General features: G+C 70.9%; 15 protein-coding genes. 2 read left to right on the top strand and 13 right to left on the bottom strand.

Annotated elements, in window-relative coordinates; genetic code table 11:
• Positions 1-87: 87 nt before the first annotated feature.
• The 6 genes from ACLLJJ_RS31815 to ACLLJJ_RS31790 form a co-directional block, all read right to left on the bottom strand.
• A complete protein-coding gene (locus ACLLJJ_RS31815) occupies positions 88-717 on the bottom strand; it encodes a hypothetical protein (RefSeq protein WP_434597517.1) in 630 nt (209 codons plus the stop codon).
• Positions 718-784: 67 nt separating this feature from the next.
• Positions 785-1,495 (bottom strand): ribonuclease HII, encoded by a 711-nt coding sequence (locus ACLLJJ_RS31810; RefSeq protein WP_434597514.1) that lies wholly within the window; start codon positions 1,493-1,495, stop codon positions 785-787.
• Between the two features lie 237 nt (positions 1,496-1,732).
• Positions 1,733-3,298, bottom strand: coding sequence for a DUF4153 domain-containing protein (locus tag ACLLJJ_RS31805; protein WP_434597512.1), 1,566 nt, complete (start codon positions 3,296-3,298; stop codon positions 1,733-1,735).
• 719 nt (positions 3,299-4,017) lie between these two features.
• A complete protein-coding gene (locus ACLLJJ_RS31800) occupies positions 4,018-4,926 on the bottom strand; it encodes an ADP-ribosylglycohydrolase family protein (protein ID WP_434597509.1) in 909 nt (302 codons plus the stop codon).
• 12 nt (positions 4,927-4,938) lie between these two features.
• On the bottom strand, positions 4,939-5,598 hold the full coding sequence (locus ACLLJJ_RS31795) for a histidine phosphatase family protein (protein ID WP_434597507.1): 660 nt from the start codon (positions 5,596-5,598) through the stop codon (positions 4,939-4,941).
• Positions 5,599-5,672: 74 nt separating this feature from the next.
• Positions 5,673-6,278 carry a YdbC family protein gene (locus ACLLJJ_RS31790; protein ID WP_434597506.1) on the bottom strand — a complete coding sequence of 202 codons (606 nt, stop codon included), beginning with the start codon at positions 6,276-6,278 and terminating at the stop codon, positions 5,673-5,675.
• Positions 6,279-6,473: 195 nt separating this feature from the next.
• Here ACLLJJ_RS31790 and ACLLJJ_RS31785 point away from each other — a divergent pair, with 195 nt between their 5' ends.
• Positions 6,474-7,004 (top strand): TerD family protein, encoded by a 531-nt coding sequence (locus tag ACLLJJ_RS31785; protein ID WP_434597504.1) that lies wholly within the window; start codon positions 6,474-6,476, stop codon positions 7,002-7,004.
• Between the two features lie 62 nt (positions 7,005-7,066).
• On the opposite strand, the gene ACLLJJ_RS31780 is transcribed toward ACLLJJ_RS31785, so the two are convergent.
• Both ACLLJJ_RS31780 and nrdR read right to left on the bottom strand, forming a co-directional pair.
• A complete protein-coding gene (locus ACLLJJ_RS31780; RefSeq protein ID WP_434597502.1) occupies positions 7,067-9,997 on the bottom strand; it encodes a vitamin B12-dependent ribonucleotide reductase in 2,931 nt (976 codons plus the stop codon).
• Positions 9,998-10,122: 125 nt separating this feature from the next.
• Positions 10,123-10,641, bottom strand: a complete 519-nt coding sequence (gene nrdR / locus ACLLJJ_RS31775) for a transcriptional regulator NrdR (RefSeq protein WP_434597500.1) — start codon at positions 10,639-10,641, stop codon at positions 10,123-10,125.
• 494 nt (positions 10,642-11,135) lie between these two features.
• On the opposite strand from nrdR, the gene lexA reads away from it, so the two are divergent.
• Positions 11,136-11,921, top strand: a complete 786-nt coding sequence (gene lexA / locus ACLLJJ_RS31770; protein ID WP_434597498.1) for a transcriptional repressor LexA — start codon at positions 11,136-11,138, stop codon at positions 11,919-11,921.
• 85 nt (positions 11,922-12,006) lie between these two features.
• Here lexA and ACLLJJ_RS31765 read toward each other — a convergent pair whose 3' ends face one another.
• The 5 genes from ACLLJJ_RS31765 to ACLLJJ_RS31745 form a co-directional block, all read right to left on the bottom strand.
• Complete coding sequence (locus ACLLJJ_RS31765) at positions 12,007-13,977, bottom strand: ATP-dependent DNA helicase (RefSeq protein WP_434597496.1); 1,971 nt, start codon at positions 13,975-13,977, stop codon at positions 12,007-12,009.
• A 56-nt stretch (positions 13,978-14,033) separates the two neighbouring features.
• Positions 14,034-15,905 carry an IucA/IucC family protein gene (locus ACLLJJ_RS31760; protein ID WP_434597494.1) on the bottom strand — a complete coding sequence of 624 codons (1,872 nt, stop codon included), beginning with the start codon at positions 15,903-15,905 and terminating at the stop codon, positions 14,034-14,036.
• Positions 15,906-15,979: 74 nt separating this feature from the next.
• The gene (locus ACLLJJ_RS31755; protein WP_434597492.1) at positions 15,980-16,765 is read right to left on the bottom strand and encodes a GNAT family N-acetyltransferase; all 786 of its coding nucleotides are present in this window, start codon (positions 16,763-16,765) and stop codon (positions 15,980-15,982) included.
• Positions 16,766-16,804: 39 nt separating this feature from the next.
• Positions 16,805-18,748 (bottom strand): IucA/IucC family protein, encoded by a 1,944-nt coding sequence (locus ACLLJJ_RS31750; RefSeq protein WP_434597490.1) that lies wholly within the window; start codon positions 18,746-18,748, stop codon positions 16,805-16,807.
• A 26-nt stretch (positions 18,749-18,774) separates the two neighbouring features.
• Complete coding sequence (locus tag ACLLJJ_RS31745) at positions 18,775-20,154, bottom strand: diaminobutyrate--2-oxoglutarate transaminase family protein (RefSeq protein ID WP_434597488.1); 1,380 nt, start codon at positions 20,152-20,154, stop codon at positions 18,775-18,777.
• Between the last annotated feature and the right edge of the window lie 212 nt (positions 20,155-20,366).

The following is a 20,366-nucleotide window of genomic DNA, read 5'->3' as shown; positions in this document are numbered from 1 at the left end:
GCGTCCGCGCGTCGGCTCCGGGGCGGTCCGCCCGCCGGCACGTGTCGGCCGTACGGCGGCGCCGTACGGCTCGGACGCCCGCGCCGGTCAGACGCCCGCGCCGAGTACGGCGTCGACCTTCTCCTGCTCGCCGCACACGATCAGCAGCGCGCCGGCGCGATCCCTGGCCACGGGCAGCGCGCGGGTCACCGCGTCACCGGCCTCGCCGTTGACCGCGACGATCACCACGGGGCGGGTGGCTGCCCGCTCCGCGGCGGACGCGTCCGCGTAGAAGACGTCGTCACGGGCGTCGTGCTGGGCCCAGTAGGACGCTTCGCCGAAGGACAGCTCATGCGCGGCCCACGGGTGCCGCTCACCGGTGGTGAGCACCAGGATGTCGCCGGGCGCACGACCGGAGTCGAGCAGCTGGTCGACCGCCTCGTCGGCGGCGTCGAGCGCACCGGACGCGAGGACCGGGACGATCCGGGTCTCGGGCACGACCGCGGCCGCCGGCTGCGCCGGAGGGACAGGGGCGGGGACCGGAGGAGGTGCGGGGGCCGGAGCCGGTACGGGCCTCGGCTTGGGCGGACCGGGCACGGGACGCCCGGGACGCGGTGTGGCCGCGGTACGCGGACCAGGTACGGGACTGGGGGTCGACGCGGGGCCGCCTGCGGCCGGAGTGGCGCGGGGACCCTGGGCACTCTCGTGAATCTGAGACTCCTCGGGGATGACGTGCAAGACGTGGATGTCTATCAAATGCCGCCGCGGCACACGGCGGCGGGTGGGTACTTGGGTGCGTTCGGGATCAGAAGGCGAAGCCGAGTTGGCCCCCGCTTTCCAGCGCGGCGGCCTCCGCCGAGATCCGGATCTTCTTCAGGTGCCGCCACTGGGGCAGCGCGTCGAGGTACGACCAGGACAGCCGGTGGTGCGGGGTGGGGCCCCGCTCCGCCAGCGCCGCCTTGTGCACGGGCGAGGGATATCCCGCGTTCGCCGCGAAGGCGAAGTCGGTGAAATCCTGCGACTGCGCGCCCAGTTCGGCCATCATCGCGTCCCGCCGCACCTTGGCGATCACCGAGGCGGCTGCGACGGCGATGCAGGACTGGTCGCCCTTGATCACCGTACGGACCTTCCAGGGCAGCCCGAGGTAGTCGTGCTTCCCGTCGAGGATCACCGCGTCCGGACGCACCGGCAGCGCCTCAAGGGCGCGTACGGCGGCGAGCCGAAGAGCGGCGGTCATCCCGAGTTCGTCGATCTCCTCGGGCGAGGAGTGCCCGAGGGCATGACAGGTGACCCAGTCCTCCAGCAGTCCGGCCAGCGCCGTGCGGCGCTTGGGGCTGATCAGTTTGGAGTCGGTGAGACCGTCGGGCGGGCGGCGCAGACCGGTGACAGCCGCGCACACGGTGACGGGTCCGGCCCATGCTCCGCGCCCGACTTCGTCGACACCAGCGATGATCTTGGCACCGGTGGTGGCACGCATGGAGCGCTCGACGGCGTGAGTGGGAGGTTCGTACGGCATGACGCCAATCAGGTTACGCCGCCGGGGCCCCCTGCGACACCCCGGGCATCAACCGTTCCCCGGACGGGGCCGCGGCGCCATGATCATGCGACCGATTCCGACACCCCTTCGGTCCGCCCGCACACTGCCGCACACGGCCGAACGGCACACCGCCCGCCTCAAAAACCAGGCCGTTCCGGGGCGGCACAGGTCCGGGGAACCTAGACCTCCGCACTGACGCATGCGTGCGCCAACGCCTCAGTACTCGTCGGAGATCCCGCGCCCCCCGTCGTACACACCCAATTTCAGACACTCCGTCATATCAATGTCCAGCGGGCGCTCGTCGAGAATCTCCCGCGCCCTGGCCTCGCCGAGGCTCGTCGCGTACCAGGACCCGAGCTTGTCGTCGAGGCGCCTTTCGATGCCCATGAGTGAGCAGGAGCGCAGCGGTTCGGTCAGCGTGTCCAGCGCCGGCACCGCGTCGGCCGACAGGTCCTGGAAGTAGTGCACGTCGATCTTGTCGCTGCTCCGGTACCGCTCCACGTTCCGCTCGGCGACCAGCCCGTCGGGCGAGACGAGGCCGAAGACCAGCACGGCAGCCGCGGCGCTCACCGCCACCGCGCGCGGCAGCCAGCGGGAGCCGAACATCCCGGCCGTCATGATCAGTACGATCACCAGGCCGAGCCACAGCTCGGCGGCCGTCACCGACACCCGCAGCCGCGTCAGCCCGTACTCGTCCATGTACAGATCCATCCGGCGCAGCGCGGAGGCGACGACGACCAGCGTCAGCACGCACAACGTGCCGAGCACCGAGCGGACCAGGGTGCGGTCGCGTGCGCCGCCACGCGGGGCCCAGCGCAGCGCCAGGCCGATGACGCCCAGAGTCAGCACGGTGGCCCAGAGCAACTGCCAGAAGCCCTGGCGCGCGTACTCCGAGTACGTCAGCCCGGTGCTCAGCACCTTCTCGTAGCCGCCGAAGAGGACCGCGAGTTGGACGGCGATGAAGGCGGCGAAGAGCAGGTTGAGCACGATGAGCGGAAGTGCCCATTCCGTGCGGCCACGCGCGCGGGCGGGTCGTACCTCGATACGGTCCCAGCGCATCGGCGCGGCGGCCGTGCGAGCGGCGGCGAGCGCGCCGACGAGACCGAGCGCGAACAGGAAGACCCGCCAGGGGCCGTCCGCCACGGAGACGTCGGGTATGAGGCCGCCGAGCAGGTTGGCGAAGGCGGCGTCGGCGCCCGCGAAGAGCGCGCCGAAGACGACCAGGAGCACGACCGCCACCAGGGTCGTACGCACCACGGGCGCCCAACGCCCGCGCGAGACCTCCGCGCGCTCGCGCACTCCGCGCCAGGCCCAGGCGGTGCCGGAGCCGACCGACCCGAAGATGCCCAGGCAGCCGATGAGGACGCCGGGCCAGGTCCGGTTGCCGTGCAGGGCGAGTGAGCCGAGCGCGAGCGCGGACATGACGGCGAGGAGGGTCGGCCAGCCCGCGTCCCGCAGCGCGGGGACCGCCAGCAGGGCCAGGCCGCCGACGGCCCAGACGAGCGTCCAGGGGCGCACCCTGCGGCCTGCGGCCCGCGCGGCGAAGTACGCGGCGAGGGCGGCCGGGACCGCCACCAGCATCAGGTTCGGGCCCAGCCCGTCGCCCAGCAGTAGTCCGCTCAGCAGCGCGGTGGCCAGGGCGGCCCAGAGGGTGGCGGGGCGGACCCCGGCGGGCGCTCCGGGGCGCACCGCGGTCACCCACTTGGGCGGCTCGGCCTTGGGCGGCGGCCACTGCTGCGGGCGCTGGGTCGCGGCGCGGTGCTGCTGCATGTACGTAGGCATGACGGGCGCCTGCGGAACGGCATCGCTCGGCCCCGTACCGGCGCGCGACCGGTGACCTTGCTCCGGACCGGGCTCGGCGGGCGGCGAACTGGATGGCGTAGTGGCTGGCGTGTCGGACACGGGACCCCCTCCCGACCGGGCACGGCACGCGGCGGCGGCGGCCACGCGGACGTCCCGGTGTCTCGTCGGCGCACGCCCGTCATGATCATCGGGCGGCGTGGCGTCAGACTAACGCCGCCCGAGGCCGCCAGGGCCGCCGGGCCCGTGATGTGGCAGGACCGTGACAGTCCGTGGGCCAGGGGGCATGCGGGTGCGACACGGCAGAACGGCCGGCCACCACAGCCCCGCCAGGCACGGCGCGAACCGTCGCGCCTCCCACCCCGTCAGGCATGCGCGAGCCCCCGCGCCACCACCGGCGCAGCCGCCGACTGGCAGGGCCGAGCCTGCACTCAACCCGTCCGGGCCCCCTCCGGCCCGTCCGGCATCCGAGGACCGGGCCCGGCGGCGGTGCCCCGGTTTCGGCAAGGGGCGGGCAGGCGACAGCGCCGCAGGCACCCACCCACCCGCACCCCGTCGGCCCGCACAGCGCACCGGCTCGCCCCAGGCCACCCGCACCCCGTCGGCCCGCACAGCGCACCGGCTCGCCCCAGGCCACCCGCACCACGTCGACGCCGACTCCAGGCCCCGCCCGCGCATCCGTCCCGCAGGGCCCGTCCGCCTCAGCCGACCCGCGGAGGCACCCAGCCCGGCACCGCTTCGGTCTGCTCCAGCCACTCGACCGGCGGCGCACCCGCCGCCCCCGCGGCCACCACGCCGCCCACGATCGCGCAGGTCGTGTCGACGTCGCCGCCCACCTGCGCGGTGACCCAGAACGCCCGCTCGAAGTCACCCAGCGACCGCGCCGCGGACCACAGCGCGAACGGCACCGTGTCGTGCGCACTCGTCCGCCGGCCGCAGCCCAGTACCGCGGCCACGGTCCCCGCGTCGTCGTAGTCCAGCATGTCCTTGGCCCGTCGGAGGCCCGCGCCCACCGCGCTGCGCGGCACGAGCGCGATGACCCCGTTGAGCAGTTCGGCCGGCTTCGGCGGCCCGGCCGGATTCGCCGCGAACGCGGCGGCGGCGGCCACCGCCATGGCGCCGACCACCGCCTCACGGTGCTGGTGCGTGGTGTAGGCCGAGACCTCGGCCTGATGGGTGGCCTGCTCGGGATCGTCCGCGTACCAGGCCCCGAGCGGGGCGATGCGCATCGCGGCGCCATTGCCCCAGGAGCCCTGCCCCTGGAAGAGCCCGGCGGCGAGCTCGCGCCAGTCGCCGCCCTCTCTGATCAGCCGCAGCATCCGGTTGACGGCAGGGCCGTATCCCCGGTCGAAGTCGTGGTGCTCGGCGAAGGAACGGGCCAGCGCGTCCTGGTCGACCCGGCGGTGCGCGGCGAGCACGGCCAGTACCGAGCAGGCCATCTCGGTGTCGTCGGTCCATTGCCAGGGCCCCGGAGGCAGCTCGCGCCTCTTGAGCAGCGGGTAGTTGGCGGGGACGAAGAACTGGGAGCCCAGGGCATCACCGAGCGACAGCCCGTGCAGGCTGGCCAGTGCGCGTTCGAAGCGCCGGTCGGCGGAGAAGTCAGCGGTCATCGCCCACCCACTCTATCCGGTGATGCCGTATGGCTCGGGCACCCGCCAGCGTTCGAACTGCCGGTCAAGGCTGTAGCGGCCGTCCTCGCCGAGCTGCAGGATCCGCACCTCCGCGTTGCGCGGGTTGGACAGCGACTCGAATTCGGCCACCGACCAGTGGAACCAGCGCATGCAGAACAGCCGCATGGTCAGACCATGGGTGACGAGCAGGACGTTCGGCGGGTGGTCGGGCGCCTCGAAGCTGCGGTAGAGGCTCTCCAGGAACGCCCCGACCCTGTCGTACACATCGGCCCCGGACTCCCCCTGCGCGAACCGGTAGAAGAAGTGCCCGTAGGCGTCCCGGTAGGCCTTCTGCAGCCTTACGTCGTCCCTGTCCTGCCAGTTTCCCCAGTCCTGCTCGCGCAGCCTGGGCTCCTCCCTGGCCCGCGCCCGTTCCTGGTCGAGCTCAAACGCGGCGAAGGTCTCATGGGTCCGGCGGTACGGGGAGACGTACGCGCTGACCTGCTCGTCGCCGAACAGCTCGCGCAGCCGGACACCGGCCTCCCGGGCCTGCCGCAGCCCGGTCCCGGTCAGCCTCAACGCATGGTCGGGCTCGCGTTCGTACACCGTGTCATCGGCGTTGCCCTCGGATTCTCCGTGCCGGACGAGGACGATGCGCTGCGGTCTTGCCATGCCGAAACCCTAGAACGGGATATCCGCGGCGGCTCGACCGGGCCGCCGCCCGGCCTCCATACGGCCGATGGCGATCACACCGTCCAGGACGGTTCCAGCTGGACGACGTCGCCCGCCACATCGGCCACATCGGCCTCGGTCTGGGCCCGCAGCGACAGACGCTCCACCCGCTCGGCGCGGTACTTGCCGTGCTCGGCGGTGGACTGCCACATGGAAAGCACCAGGAATTCGTTGCCCGGCGCCTCGCCGAACATTCCGCGCAGCATCCCCGGCGATCCGGCCATCGCCGGATTCCAGATCTTCGCCTGCATCAGTGAGAAGTGCTCGACCCGGCCCTCGCGCACCTTGCAGTGCGCGACCCTCACCACATCGGCGTCCGCGAACCGCGGCTCGAAGCCCGTCTTGACGTCGAACCGGTGGTCGAAAAGGGCGACTTGGGGATGCTTGAACGTGCCGGACTGGGCCGATGCGAGGCGATGGTGCGCGCTCGCCATGAAGGAGTCGTAGAACGCGCGACTCTCCCAGAAGGTGAAGACATGCGCCACCCCCGGCCGTCCCCGGCTCCAACCACCGCCCTGTCCACGAAAACCCGGTTCCCCCAGCAGCCCCGCCCACTTCCGCTGCCCCTGCTCAAAACCTCGACGGTCGATCACGGTGCAGCGAATCCACTTGACCAGCACCGGGCCATCGTACGACCAGCGACGTGTCGCCCGTCTCGCTCCGGAGGTCACCGGAGCCCGGTTGACGGCCGCACCGCTGCCGCGCCCGCCCCGCACCACGTCCGGCCGTGATCGTTCGCCGCCCGCACGGCAGCGGTGCGTGACAGCATGGCCAATCATGCTGATTCTCCTGACAGTTGTGGGAAGGAACGACCGGTGAGCAGTCTCAACAAGGGCATCGGGAAGGTCGAAGTGACGCTCAAGTGGGACCCCAGTCCCCTTGGTGCCCCTGCCAACGACCTCGACATCATCGCCGCGACGTACTCCGTGGAGGATCCGCACGGCGGTCCGGTGTACGTCGTGCACTTCGGCAGCCGGTCGCCCGACGGCACGATCACACTCAACCGGGACAGCAGGACCGGTCAGGGGTTCGGCTACGACGAGGTCATGACCCTGGAGTTCGACCGGCTGTCCACCACGTACGCCCGGGTCATGGTGGGCGTGGCGATCCAACAGGGCGGCGGGCACAAGGCGTTCGGCGACATTGTGAATGCGAGCGTCCGCATCAGTGAGGACCACACCGTTCTGACGGAAGAGGACTTCACCGCCGTCGCCTCGTCCACGGCGGCCACCATCGCCGAGTTCACCCGGGACGAGGCCGGCGGCTGGGGCATGGTCGAGATCGTGCGCGGGTTCGACACCGACCCGAATTCCTTCGCCCAGCAGATGGGGCATGCGCCTGCCTGAAGTGAGAGGGGGTGCCGGCCCATGGCCGGCACCCCCTCTCACCTCGCGTCTACCGCTGTCGGCTAGCTGCAGCCACTGGTCGAGCCACAGCCCTCACAGATGTAGCAGCTGCCCGCACGCTGCATCTTCGTCCCGCAGGAGAAGCACAGCGGTGCGTCCGCGCTGATGCCCAGCTGCATCTCGATGAGCTCCGCGGAGCTGTGCGCCTGCTTCGGCGCCGGAATGCTCTCCCCCTTGGGCTTGGGGGCAGCGACCGCCTTCAGCGGCTCCACCGGGCGCGGGACGGGCTGGAGCGGAGCGGACTGGGCCAGGCTCTCCACGTCCATGTTGTCGTCGTCGTCCATGGAGGGCTCGTACGAACCGGTCTCCAGGTGACGCTGACGCTCGTCGGCCGAGTGGATGCCGAGCGCCGACCGCGTCTCGAAGGGCAGGAAGTCCAGCGCCAGGCGGCGGAAGATGTAGTCGACGATCGACTGCGCGAGACGCACGTCCGGGTCGTCCGTCATACCGGCCGGCTCGAAGCGCATGTTGGTGAACTTCGAGACGTACGTTTCCAGCGGAACGCCGTACTGCAGACCGACCGACACGGCGATCGAGAAGGCGTCCATCATGCCCGCGAGGGTGGAACCCTGCTTGGACATCTTCAGGAAGACCTCGCCGAGACCGTCGTCCGGGTAGGAGTTGGCGGTCATGTAACCCTCGGCGCCACCCACCGTGAACGAGGTGGTGATGCCGGGACGGCCCTTCGGGAGGCGCTTGCGCACCGGGCGGTACTCGACGACCTTCTCGACGGCGGTACGGATCGTCGCCTCGGTGTTCGCCGTGACCTCTTCCTTGACCTTGTCCTTGGTCTTGGCGGAGAGAGGCTGGCCGACCTTGCAGTTGTCGCGGTAGACCGCGAGCGCCTTGACGCCCATCTTCCACGCCTCGAAGTAGACCTCTTCGACGTCCTCGACCGTGGCCGTCTCCGGCAGGTTCACCGTCTTGGAGAGCGCGCCGGAGATCCACGGCTGGATGGCCGCCATCATCCGGACGTGGCCCATCGCGGAGATGGAACGCTCGCCCATCGCGCAGTCGAAGACCTCGTAGTGCTCGGGCTTGAGGCCGGGGGCGTCGATCACATTGCCGTTCTCGGCGATGTGGGCGACGACCGCCTCGATCTGCTCCTCCTGGTAGCCCAGGCGACGCAGTGCCTGCGGCACCGTGCCGTTGACGATCTGCATCGAGCCGCCGCCGACCAGCTTCTTGAACTTGACCAGCGCGAGGTCGGGCTCCAGGCCGGTGGTGTCGCAGGACATCGCGAGACCGATGGTGCCGGTGGGCGCGATGACCGAGGCCTGCGCGTTGCGGAAGCCGTGCTTCTCACCGAGGCGGAGCACGTCCTGCCAGGACTCCGTGGCCGCGGCCCAGATCGGCGAGTCCAGCTCGTCCACCCGGGGAGCCGTGGTGTTGGCGTCGGAGTGCTGCTTCATGACGTGCTGGTGCGGCTCGGCGTTGCGGGCGTAGCCGTCGTACGGGCCGACGACCGCGGCCAGCTCCGCCGAGCGGCGGTAGGACGTGCTCGTCATCAGCGAGGTGATGGCGCCGGCGAGCGAACGGCCGCCGTCGCTGTCGTACGCGTGACCGGTCGCCATCAGGAGGGCGCCGAGGTTGGCGTATCCGATGCCCAGCTGGCGGAAGGCGCGGGTGTTCACACCGATCTTCTCGGTGGGGAAGTCCGCGAAGCAGATGGAGATGTCCATCGCGGTGATGACCAGCTCGACGACCTTGGAGAAACGCTCCACCTCGAAGGACTGGTTGCCCAGGCCGTCGTCCCTGAGGAACTTCATGAGGTTCAGCGAGGCGAGGTTGCACGAGGTGTTGTCCAGGTGCATGTACTCACTGCACGGGTTCGAGCCGTTGATCCGGCCGGACTCGGGACAGGTGTGCCACTTGTTGATCGTGTCGTCGTACTGAATGCCGGGGTCGGCGCAGGCCCAGGCGGCTTCGGCCATCTTGCGGAAGAGGGACTTGGCCTCGACCTCCTCGATGACGTCACCGGTCATCCGGGCGCGCAGGCCGAACTTGCCGCCCGCCTCGACCGCGTTCATGAACTCGTCGTTCACGCGGACCGAGTTGTTGGCGTTCTGGTACTGGACGGACGTGATGTCGTCGCCGCCCAGGTCCATGTCGAAGCCCGCGTCGCGCAGGGCGCGGATCTTCTCCTCTTCCTTCACCTTGGTCTCGATGAAGTTCTCGATGTCGGGGTGGTCGACGTCGAGGATGACCATCTTGGCCGCACGGCGGGTGGCGCCACCCGACTTGATCGTTCCGGCGGACGCGTCGGCGCCGCGCATGAACGAGACCGGCCCCGAGGCGTTGCCGCCGGAGGACAGCAGCTCCTTGGAGGAGCGGATGCGGGAGAGGTTCAGGCCGGCGCCGGAGCCGCCCTTGAAGATCATCCCCTCTTCCTTGTACCAGTCGAGGATCGACTCCATGGAGTCGTCGACGGCCAGGATGAAGCAGGCGGAGACCTGCTGCGGCTGGGGGGTGCCGACGTTGAACCACACCGGCGAGTTGAAGCTGAAGACCTGGTGCAGGAGGGCGTACGCCAGCTCGTGCTCGAAGATCTCGGCGTCCGCGGGAGAGGAGAAGTAGTTGTAGTCCTCACCGGCCTTGCGGTACGTCTTCACGATCCGGTCGATCAGCTGCCTGAGACGGGTCTCGCGCTGCGGCGTACCGACAGCACCGCGGAAGTACTTGCTGGTGACGATGTTGACCGCGTTCACCGACCAGAAGTCGGGGAACTCGACGCCGCGCTGGTCGAAGTTGACCGAGCCGTCGCGCCAGTTGGTCAGGACGACGTCACGGCGCTCCCAGGCCACCTCGTCGTACGGATGCACGCCGGGGGTGGTGTGAATGCGCTCGATGCGCAGTCCCTGCCGATTGGCGGTCGAACCCTTGGAACCCTTGGTACGGGCCCCTCGTGCCGAACCGCTCGCCGTCTCTGTCATGCCGCCTCCCATATACGGACGAAAACGCCCTGAAGTGCCCGGTTCTTCCCAGGTCACATGTGTTTTTGATGTCCTTGACGTCACACACGGCGCCAGGACAGGTCTGTGTTGTGCCGCCGACCCGGTCAGTCGGTGGCAGCGGCGGGCACGGGGACCTCCGGGGTCACGCCGGCACCACAGCCGCAGTCGCTTGCGGGAGGCTGCTCCTCGCGGAGCTCCGCGATGGCGGCCTCGAAGTCTTCGAGCGAACCGAACGCCCGGTAGACGGACGCGAAGCGCAGGTACGCGACGAGGTCGAGCTCCTGCAGGGGCCCGAGTATGGCCAGGCCCACGTCATGAGTGGTCAGCTCGGCGCTGCCGGTGGCGCGCACCGCTTCCTCGACCCGCTGGCCGAGCTGGGCGAGGGCGTCCTCGGTGACCGGCCGACCCTGGCACGCCTTGCGCACTCCGGAGATGACCTTGGTGCGGCTGAAGGGCTCGGTGACTCCGCTGCGCTTGACCACCATCAACGATGCGGTCTCCACCGTCGTGAAACGTCGGGTGCAGTCGGGGCACTGCCGGCGCCGGCGGATCGAGGTGCCGTCATCCGTGGTCCGACTATCGACGACGCGACTGTCGGGGTGCCTGCAGAAGGGGCAGTGCATGGGTCCCAAGCCTCCTTCACAGCACGACTGAATAGCCTCACCGGCCCCGTGTGGGGCCTCCTGAAGCAGCTCCCAGCATAGGCGATCGCGGGGCCCTTGAGAGACCCGGGACCACAACTTGTGGGCGGCTGAGGCAATCCAACCACTAGATCTGGGGTTCGGCCGCACTTGACGCGTCCGCGCGTGTCGCGCGCGTCGTGTCACCCGGGGGCCGTGCGGGCCGCCACGAGAGTACGGGACACGCCCCGGGCTCCTGAGGCCGGTGCCACGCAATGGCACACTGGGGGGCGACCCCGGCCGCCTGTCGGCCCGGCGCGGAGGTTACCGTAAATGCCCGAATTGCCTTTCACCCAAAAGGCCCCTCGCATACACCCGAACGCATAATCGCGTAAGGCATTCTGCGGTTTTTCACTCGAACGTGTGTTTGGCGCAACCTTTCGAAAGCTACTACCGTTGTGCCAGCCAGGGAGAGAACATCTCGAAGAGGGGCCGACGTGACCACCACCGCTGACAGCGCAACCATCACTGCCCAGGACCGCTCCCAGAGCCGACTCGAGCCGGTGCATGCAATGAATGAAGCAGCCACAAATCCGGAGGGCACCAAGCCCTCGCGTTCGCTGCCTGGCCGACCTCCGGGAATCCGGGCGGACAGCTCCGGTCTCACCGATCGGCAACGACGCGTCATCGAGGTCATCAGGGATTCGGTGCAGCGGCGGGGATATCCGCCGTCCATGCGCGAGATCGGTCAGGCGGTGGGCCTTTCCAGTACCTCTTCCGTGGCCCATCAGCTGATGGCTCTCGAACGTAAGGGCTTTCTGCGCCGGGACCCGCACCGCCCTCGTGCGTACGAGGTGCGCGGCTCCGACCAGCCGAGCAACCAGCCGACCGACACGGCCGGCAAGCCTGCCGCGTCGTATGTGCCGCTGATCGGCCGGATCGCGGCCGGTGGCCCGATCCTGGCCGAGGAGTCCGTGGAGGACGTCTTCCCGCTCCCCCGTCAACTGGTGGGAGACGGCGAGCTGTTCGTCCTCAAGGTCGTCGGAGACTCGATGATCGAGGCCGCCATCTGTGACGGCGACTGGGTGACGGTACGCCGCCAGCCAGTCGCGGAGAACGGCGACATCGTGGCCGCGATGCTGGACGGCGAAGCGACCGTGAAGCGGTTCAAGCGCGAGGACGGCCATGTCTGGCTGCTCCCGCACAACGCCTCGTACGAGCCGATCCCAGGCGACGAGGCCACCATCCTCGGCAAGGTGGTGGCGGTATTGCGGCGGCTCTGACCCCGCGCCGGCCAAGACCGGGCCCCGGAACCCACGGCGCCGGTTCCGGGGCCCTGCTTTGTGCCTCACGGCGCGTCGCTCCGCCCTACAGGCCCTCCGCCTTGGCCTTGGCGTCGATCGCGGCGAGCGACCGGCGGACCAGATTACGGTCCGTGGTGTACCAGAAATCAGGCAGTGAGGCCCGGAGGTAGCTGCCGTAGCGGGCATTGGCCAGCCGTGGATCGAGCACCGCGACGACACCGCGGTCGCCCGTGGCCCGCACGAGCCGCCCGGATCCCTGGGCCATCAGCAGCGCCGCATGAGTCGCCGCGACGGCCATGAAGCCATTGCCCCCGCCCTCCTCGACCGCCTTCTGGCGGGCGCTCATCAGCGGGTCGTCAGGGCGCGGGAACGGGATCCGGTCCATGATCACGAGCTGGCAGCTCGGGCCGGGGACATCGACGCCCTGCCACAGGGAGAGCGTGCCGAACAGACAGGTCTCCGGATCCGCGGCGAAGTTCTTGATCAGCTCGCCCAGCGTCTCCTCGCCCTGGAGCAGGATCGGCCGGTCGAGCTTGCCGCGGAGCTCCTCGGCCGCCGCCTGGGCCGCGCGCATCGAGGAGAAGAGCCCCAGCGTGCGACCGCCCGCGGCCTCGACCAGCTCGGCGAGCTCCTCCATCATGTCGCCGCGCGAACCCTCGCGACCCGGCGTGGCCAGGTGCCGGGCGACATACAGGATTCCCTGCTTCGGATAGTCGAACGGCGAGCCGACGTCGAGCCCCTTCCAGACCGGGACGTCCTCCCCCTCGGTACCTTCCGGTGCCAGGCCGAGCGAGGCGCCCACCCCGTTGAAGTCCCCGCCGAGCTTGAGCGTGGCCGAGGTGAGGACGACGGAGCGCTCGGTGAAGAGCTTCTCGCGCAGCAGCCCCGACACGGAGAGCGGCGCGACCCGCAGCGAGGCGCCGAAGCGGTCGTGCCGCTCGTACCAGACGACGTCCCACTCCGAGCCGTTGCAGATGCGCTCGGCGACGCCGTGGATCGTCTCGACCGCGGCGCGGGCCTGCTTGCGTACGGCGTCCTCGTCCTGGACGGACTTGTCCCGGGTGTTACCGAGGGCCGAGATGACGTTACGGGCGGTGTCGCGCAGCGCCATCAACGCGTACCCGAGGTCTTCGGGGACCTCCTCCAGGCGGCCCGGGAGCGCCAGCTCCATCAGCCGCTCGAAGGACTCCGCGGCGGTCTGCAGGGAGTCGGCGACCTTCTCGTCGACCAGCTTGGCCGCCCTTCGCACCGCGCGGTTGACCTGCCCCGGGGTGAGCTCACCGGTGGCCACACCGGTGACCCGCGAGACCAGCTCGTGCGCCTCGTCGACGATCAGCACCTCGTGCTGCGGCAGCACCGGGGCGCCCTCGATGGCGTCGATGGCGAGGAGGGCGTGGTTGGTGACGACGACATCGGCGAGCTTGGCGCGCTCTCGGGCGGCCTCGGCGAAGCACTCTGCTCCGTAGGCGCACTTCGTCGCGCCAAGGCACTCCCGCGACGAGACCGAGATCTGCCCCCAGGCGCGGTCCGAGACACCCGGCGTCAGGTCGTCGCGGTCTCCCGTCTCGGTCTCGTCCGCCCAGTCGCGCATGCGCAGCAGGTCCTGGCCCAGCTTGCTGGTGGGCGCGGCGGCCTCGAACTGGTCGAAGAGGCCGTCCTCCTCCTCCTGCGGGACGCCTTCCCGGAGCCGGTGCAGACACAGGTAGTTCGAGCGGCCCTTGAGCATGGCGAACTCGGGACGGCGGCGCAGCAGCGGATGCAGCGCGTCGACCGTCCGCGGAAGATCGCGCTCCACGAGCTGGCGCTGGAGGGCCAGCGTCGCCGTGGCCACCACGACGCGCTCGCCGTGCGCCAGGGCCGGGACCAGGTAGCCGAGGGACTTGCCGGTGCCGGTGCCGGCCTGGACCAGCAGATGGGAGTGGTCGTCGATGGCTCCGGCAACGGCCTCGGACATGGTGACCTGGCCGGGCCGCTCCGTGCCGCCGACAGCGGTCACGGCGGCATGGAGGAGCTCGGGGAGTGAGGGCTTCGTCATAGCTCGACCACCCTACGGGGCACCACTGACAGCGCGGATCACCCCGGCCCGGCGCATCAGGAGAGGTGGAGGGGGTTGGGAACGGTGCCGTGCACGGCCGCGTGCGGGCGCTCGGGGCGGTCTCGGTAGCCGTCGAGGTGCAGACGGTTGCGGTTGAGGCAGAGGCGCTCGATCCGCGGAGTGAGCAGGTCGAACAGCTCGTAGCGCTCCTTCAGCTCCGGGAAACGGGCCTGGTACCGCAAGATTTCGGCCCGTACGAGTGACCAGAACTCGTCCTCGGGCAGTCCGAGCTGCTCCTCGTAGAGGGGTGCGAGATAGCGGAAGACGCCCACGAAGAGACCCGAGTGGATGAACTGGGTGAGGAAGCCGGGAGGCTCGGTGAGGAGCACCTCGCGTACGTCGTCCGGCATGGAGCCGTGCTCGGGCAGCGGCTGTCCGCTGACGTTCACGTCGTCCACGAAGTCCTTGATCGCGAGTCGGACGGGGACGTCGTGCTCGTCGAAGACGACGATGGCGTTCTCGCCGTGCGGGGAGAAGACGGTGCCGTAACGGTAGAGGAAGTGCAGCAGCGCCGGCAGCAGTGCCGAGAGGAGTCGCTTCAGCCAGGCCTCGGGGGTGAGGCCGGAGCGTGCGACGAGCTCCGCGGTGAAGGCGCGCCCCTGCGGGTCCGTGAGCAGCAGGGAGGCCAGCGTCCGGGCGCGCTCACCGGGCGCCAGCCGCCCAGTGAGCGGCTCGCGCCAGATCGCGCCGAGCAATTCCTTGTACTGGTACGGGACTTCGGGGAGGCCGTCGTACAGCGGGTGCTCGACGGCGACCGAGGCGACCTCGCCGAGGAGGATCACCCGGCATTCCTCGCGCAGGTAGGCGTCGCTGTCGCGCAGCGAGTGGACCCAGGCGGTGACGGCGGGCGCGGCCAGGGTCCGCTCGGTGGGCAGGCCGCGCCAGACCAGGGTGTTGAGGATGGCGAGGGGCAGCTTGACCGTATGCCGGTCGGGTCGGCTCGTGTTGAGGAACGTGCGGATGGACTGCTGCGGCAGCCGTACGTCGCCGTCGGTGGGCAGCGGCACGATGTCCCCCTGCGCGACAGCGGGGGCGAAGAGTGACAGGACCACTTCGTCCCACTGCCAGGGGTGTACGGGGAGATAGAGGTAACGCTGCGGGTCCAGTCCGCGCGCCATGAGGGTGGCGGCGAACAACTCCCGCGTGGAAGCGTCCAGTTCGCCGACGTAGAGCTGCTCGGGGGTGGCGAGTGAGGACACTCCGCGATAGGCGGCCAGATCGGTACTCACCGCGATCCAGGGGAGCTTGGCCGGCCTGCGCGCCTCGGGCGACCAGTGGGCGGTGTCGGTGGCGGAGAAGCCGATGCGGCCCTTGTTGAGGACGAGCCACGGGTGGCCGGTCTGGTGGCCCTCCAGCTCCGCGTATCCGAGGTCGGCGAGCCGGGCCGCGGGGAGCGCGGTGTGGTCGAGGCGGGTGTCGGCGGCGAGGGTGGCGCTCACCTCTCCGACGAGGTGGCCGAGGGTGGCCCCGTCGAGGCCCAGGAGGCGGCGGGCGAGGACGAGGAAGCGCAGGGGGTCGCCGAACGGTCGAGCCGCGAGGTCGTCGGCGCACTCGCGCAGTTCGATCGTGTCCGGTTCCACGGTCCAGCTGCCGTAGGAGCCGCGCCGGGCCCGGAAGGAAAGGGTTCCGCCGTCGTCGAGCGGGAGGGTGTGACTCGGGACTATCCGGCCGTGGTCACCGGATCCGTCCACGGCGAGGTCGGGCCCGGTGTGCGGGACGGGCTCGATGATCTCCTCGTACGCGAACTCAGCGAGCATCTTGGCCAGCAGGCGGCGGGCGGCCATGTCCCAGGTTTCCGGGTTCAGTTCAGGCGGGGCCAGCAGCGGGGGCGGCTCCTCGACGTCATGGGCGGCGGCGGGGTTCGGCACGGGAACTCCTCTGGATGGAACCCTTTTGGGGCGCGGTGCATGAGAGGTGATCAGTCGTTTCGCAGGCGATTCGATCACAACTGCTGCCGCAGGGCACGATCGCGAACCATCAGGCCGGCCCGTTTGTCGGGAAGGTCGACTTCCGCCGCGAAGCGGAACCCTGCCCCGAGGAAGGCGGCGACGGACGGGGTGTTGCGCAGGGCCGGCTCGGCGACGACGCGGGCGCATGAGGGACGTCGATCGAGAACGAGGTCGGCGACGGCTCTCAGGAGGGCGGTGCCGATGCCCCGCCCGCGGTCGGCGACGCTGCCGACGAGGAGTTGGATCCCGGTGTCGTGGGGACGGGCCGGGTAGTGCCGGGCCAGCGGATCGAGGTCGGCGCGGTAGATCTCCCAGTAGCTCATGGGCACGCCGTCCAGTACGCCGAGGCAGGCGGCGCTGCGCCCGTCCCCGTCGATCCGGCCGCGCAGATGGGCCGCGGTGACGTCGTCCGTGCCCGCCAGGTCCCAGAACGCCGCGACAGCGGGGTCGTTCATCCACCGGGCGATGATCGGCAGATCCCGCTCCACGCGAACGGGGACGAGCCGGAACACGCCGACGGGGGTGGCGACCGGGCCCCAGTCGGCCGGGGTGTCGAGGAGGTCGTTGCCGGCCTGCTGGGGCCCCGTGCCCGCGAGGAACCCGGGTGCGAGGCCGCCGCCGGGACCGGCGTCCTGGCCCGGACGGGCGCGGGACCCCGGGTCGTCCTCCCCGAACAGCGCGACGAGCTCGTCCGGCAGCCTCAGGTCGAGGGTGTCCTCGGTGCTGGATCCGGCGCGGGGAGCGGAGTTGGATCCGGCGTCGGTGTCGGTGGGAGGCACGGCGACGCTCCTCTCAGCAGTTCGGGTGGGTCAAGTCCTTCATTTTCGAAGGGGGTTGGCGACGGTGACGTAGACCGACTGAGTGTCGACCGGGCCGACCAGCTCGTCGAGACCATGCAGTCGGGTCAGCAGGTTCGCCTTGCAGCGCAGGCCGGGGGCCTCCAGGAGGTGCGCGGGCAGTGCGGAGCCGAGGGCCGTGTTCTTCCCGAGGAACTGGCGGAGGGCGGCGATGAGCACGCGCTCGTCGGCCAGGCGCTGGGCGCCGAACGCGCCGATCAGGCCGAGGATGTTGTTGATGCCCAGGTAGTAGGCGAAGCGTTCGTCTGCGACGGCGTCGGTCACGAAGGTGTCGCTGGCCGCGTTGATGCCGGGCAGCCGTTGTTCGAGGGCGGCCCGGTGGGACTCGCGGAAGTAGTAGCCCTGATTGTCGCGGTAACGACCGCCGATGGGCCAGCCGTCCGTGTCCAGGAGCACCAGGGTGTTCTGCTGGTGGGCCTCCAGGGCGATGCCCCCGACGCCGTCCAGCCAGAGAATCGGGCGTACGACGTGGTCGAGGTAGCGCAGGAACCACTCGGCGGCGACGGCTCCGGTGGTCCGGCCGGTGCGGACGGCGAGCCCGGCGACGGCGTCGGCGAGGCGGGAGCGCATGCCGGTCCGGCCCGGCCAGGGGCGCGGCGCGGTGAGTGCCGCGACGCAGACGGCGTCGTCGCCGGGCCCGAACGGGTTGTGGCGCAGCAGGACGTCGAGTCCGGGGACCGGTACGCCGTCCGTCGCGTCGACGGCGAGCCAGGCCGGGTCGCGGACGATGTCGAAGGTGGGGTGGACGGCCCGCCACTGTGCGGAGAGCCCGCCGCGCAGCAGCCGCTGCACCTCGACGCCGCGGTGCAGCTCCTTGCGGAGGTTCTCCCGGCGGGAGTTGGTGATGCGCACGCCGAGCGAGAGCTTGAGCATGGCGGCGGCGCCGGGGCGGTGCACGGTGCGGATCGAGGAGGTGGGGTGCCAGTGCTCGCCGTGCGGTCCGAGATCGTGCAGAAGGCCCGCGTCCAGGAGGCGGGTGACGGCGGGGCGGTGCGACAGCTCCCGGGCCTGCCACGGATGGAGCGGCAACAGCACTGTGTTGTGGGGCAGTTGGAGCCCGTCGGCGAGGCGGGCGGTGAGCTGCCCGGCCGTGACGGTGCGGCCTCGCTCGGTCCAGGCGGAGTCCTCGGCCAGCACGGAGCGGTCGACCGCCATCCAGTGCAGCGGGAAGGAGCCGCGCAACTCGGGCGAGTAGAGCCGCGATTCCGACTCCGAGAGTCCTTCGCGGCTCTTGGGCGTGGGGTGCAGCGGGTGCCCGAGGAGAAGGGACTGCTCTGCGGTGAGGAAGAGGTCCGCGTGGCCGGCGGGCTGCGGCCGGTCGCGCCGGTCGGTGATGAAGTCGGCGGTGTGCCGCACCGAGTCGGCGACCCGGCCGACGAGTTCGGCCCCGCCGCACGCCCCGCCTCCACCAGACCCGTCCTTCCCCCCGGCCGCCTCGCGGCCGAGGAGTGCGGCGACCGTGACGGCGTCGACGGGCGGTGCGCCCTGTGGTGCGCCTTCGAGGTCCGGCAGGCCGAAGCGGTGCCATCCGGTGGCCGACCAGTAGCGGACGGGGACGAGCAGTGCGGCGGCGCTGGCGTCGAGGGGGATGCGCAGGGTCGGGCCCGCCGGTCCGGCGAGATCGTTCTCCCGGACCCAGCACCGCAGCAGGTTCTCGACGGCCGCCGCCTCCGCCGCGGTGTGCGGGTCCGGATGGTCGAGGAGGTCGGGAACGTCCGGCAATCGCGGGGCGGCGGCGGCCGGGCGGGCGTCGGGCGACGGACGTCGGCCTCCCCCGCCCTGCCGCGGGACCGTGGCCTGCTCGACGGCGAGGTCGCTGTGCGTACCCGGTGCGCGGTGCCCGCGGTCGTGGGCGGTGGGACGGCCGTCGGCCGTGGACGCGTCGGATGCAGAGGTGGGATTCAAGGGTCTTCCTTGTGGGCTCGTCCGGTTCAGTGCGACTGCCCGGCCCGCTGCCGGCGCTGCGGGGAGCGCTCGGCGGCCGACAGGGCATCGGCCAGGCGGTCGAGAACCGCGGCGGCCTGGTCGTCGGTGAGGGTCAGCGGGGGAAGCAGGCGTACGACGCCGGAGTGCCGTCCGCCGAGTTCCACGATGAGGCCGCGGGCCAGGCACTCCTGCTGGACGGCGGCGGCCAGCGCGGGGGCGGCCGGCGGCGCCCCCGTCACGGTGCGCTCCGCCGCGTCCGGGTCGACGAGTTCGATGCCGATCATCAGCCCCCGGCCTCGTACGTCCCCGATACAGGGGTGGTCGGCTGCCAGCGCCCGCAACTGGCCGAGCATGCGGGCGCCGAGGACGCCGGCGCGCTCGGCGAGCCGGTTCTCGCGCACGTGGGCCAGAGTGGCCGCGCCCGCGGCCATGGCCAGCTGATTGCCACGGAACGTCCCGGCGTGGGCGCCGGGCTGCCAGACGTCGAGGTCCGCCCGGTAGACCAGGACGGCCAGCGGAAGGCTGCCGCCGATCGCCTTGGACATCACCATCACGTCGGGTACCACCCCGCTGTGCTCGACGCCCCAGAACGTGCCGGTCCTGCCGACCCCGGTCTGCACCTCGTCGGCGATCAGCGGGATGGAGCGGGCCGCCGTGATCTCGCGCATCCTGCGCAGCCAGGCGTCGGGGGCGGGGATCACGCCGCCCTCCCCCTGGACCGGTTCGAGGATCATTCCGGCCGGTGAAGTCACCCCGCTCTTCGGGTCGTCCAGGAGGCTCTCGGTCCAGCGGGCCGAGAGCTCGGCGCCGCGCTCACCGCCCACGCCGTAGGGGCACCGGTAGTCGTACGGATAGGGCAGCCGGGTCACGCGCACGTCCTGCGCGCCGCCCGAGGCGTCGAGCGCCCCGGCCGTCATGCCGTGGTAGGCGCCGGTGAAGGCCAGCAGTCCGCTGCGCCCGGTCGCGGTGCGGACCAACTTGAGCGCCGCCTCGACCGCGTCGGTGCCTGCCGGGCCGCAGAACTGCACGCGCGCGTTGTCGGCCAGCTCGCGCGGCAGCGTCGCGAACAGTTCGGTGATGAAGGCGTCCTTCACGGGCGTGGCGAGGTCCAGTACGTGCAAGGGGGCCCCGGAGTCGATGACCTTCTTGATCGCTTCCAGGACCACCGGGTGGTTGTGCCCCAGCGCGAGGGTCCCGGCCCCCGAGAGGCAGTCCAGATAGCGCCGCCCGTCGGCCCCCTCGATCGTCAGCCCTCGCGCGCGTACGGGAACGATGGGCAGCGAGCGAGCGTAGGTGCGCGCTGCCGATTCGCGCACCGACTGACGTCTGAGAATGCCCTCCTGCGCGGCGGGCAGCACTGCGGAAGCAGGTTCGGTCACGGCCACGTCTGTTGATCCTCCCGCGGTGACGACTCCATCGCGGGGTGTCGCGGATCCGTCTCCCCCGCAGGGCTGAACAATGACCCGGCATCCCCCGTACGTACCAACGACGACGGCGGCGTGGGATCACGGGCAAGCAGAAGATCCTTACGCCGGCGGAACCGAAGCCCTGCCGAACGCCGTCCCCATCGGCACCGGCATAGTGGGGTCCGCACTCG

This window comes from Streptomyces sp. A5-4 (assembly GCF_051131715.1).
GTDB lineage: Bacteria > Actinomycetota > Actinomycetes > Streptomycetales > Streptomycetaceae > Streptomyces.
Note: the sequence above shows the minus strand (reverse complement) of the source record. Positions and strands in the feature narration are given on the sequence as shown.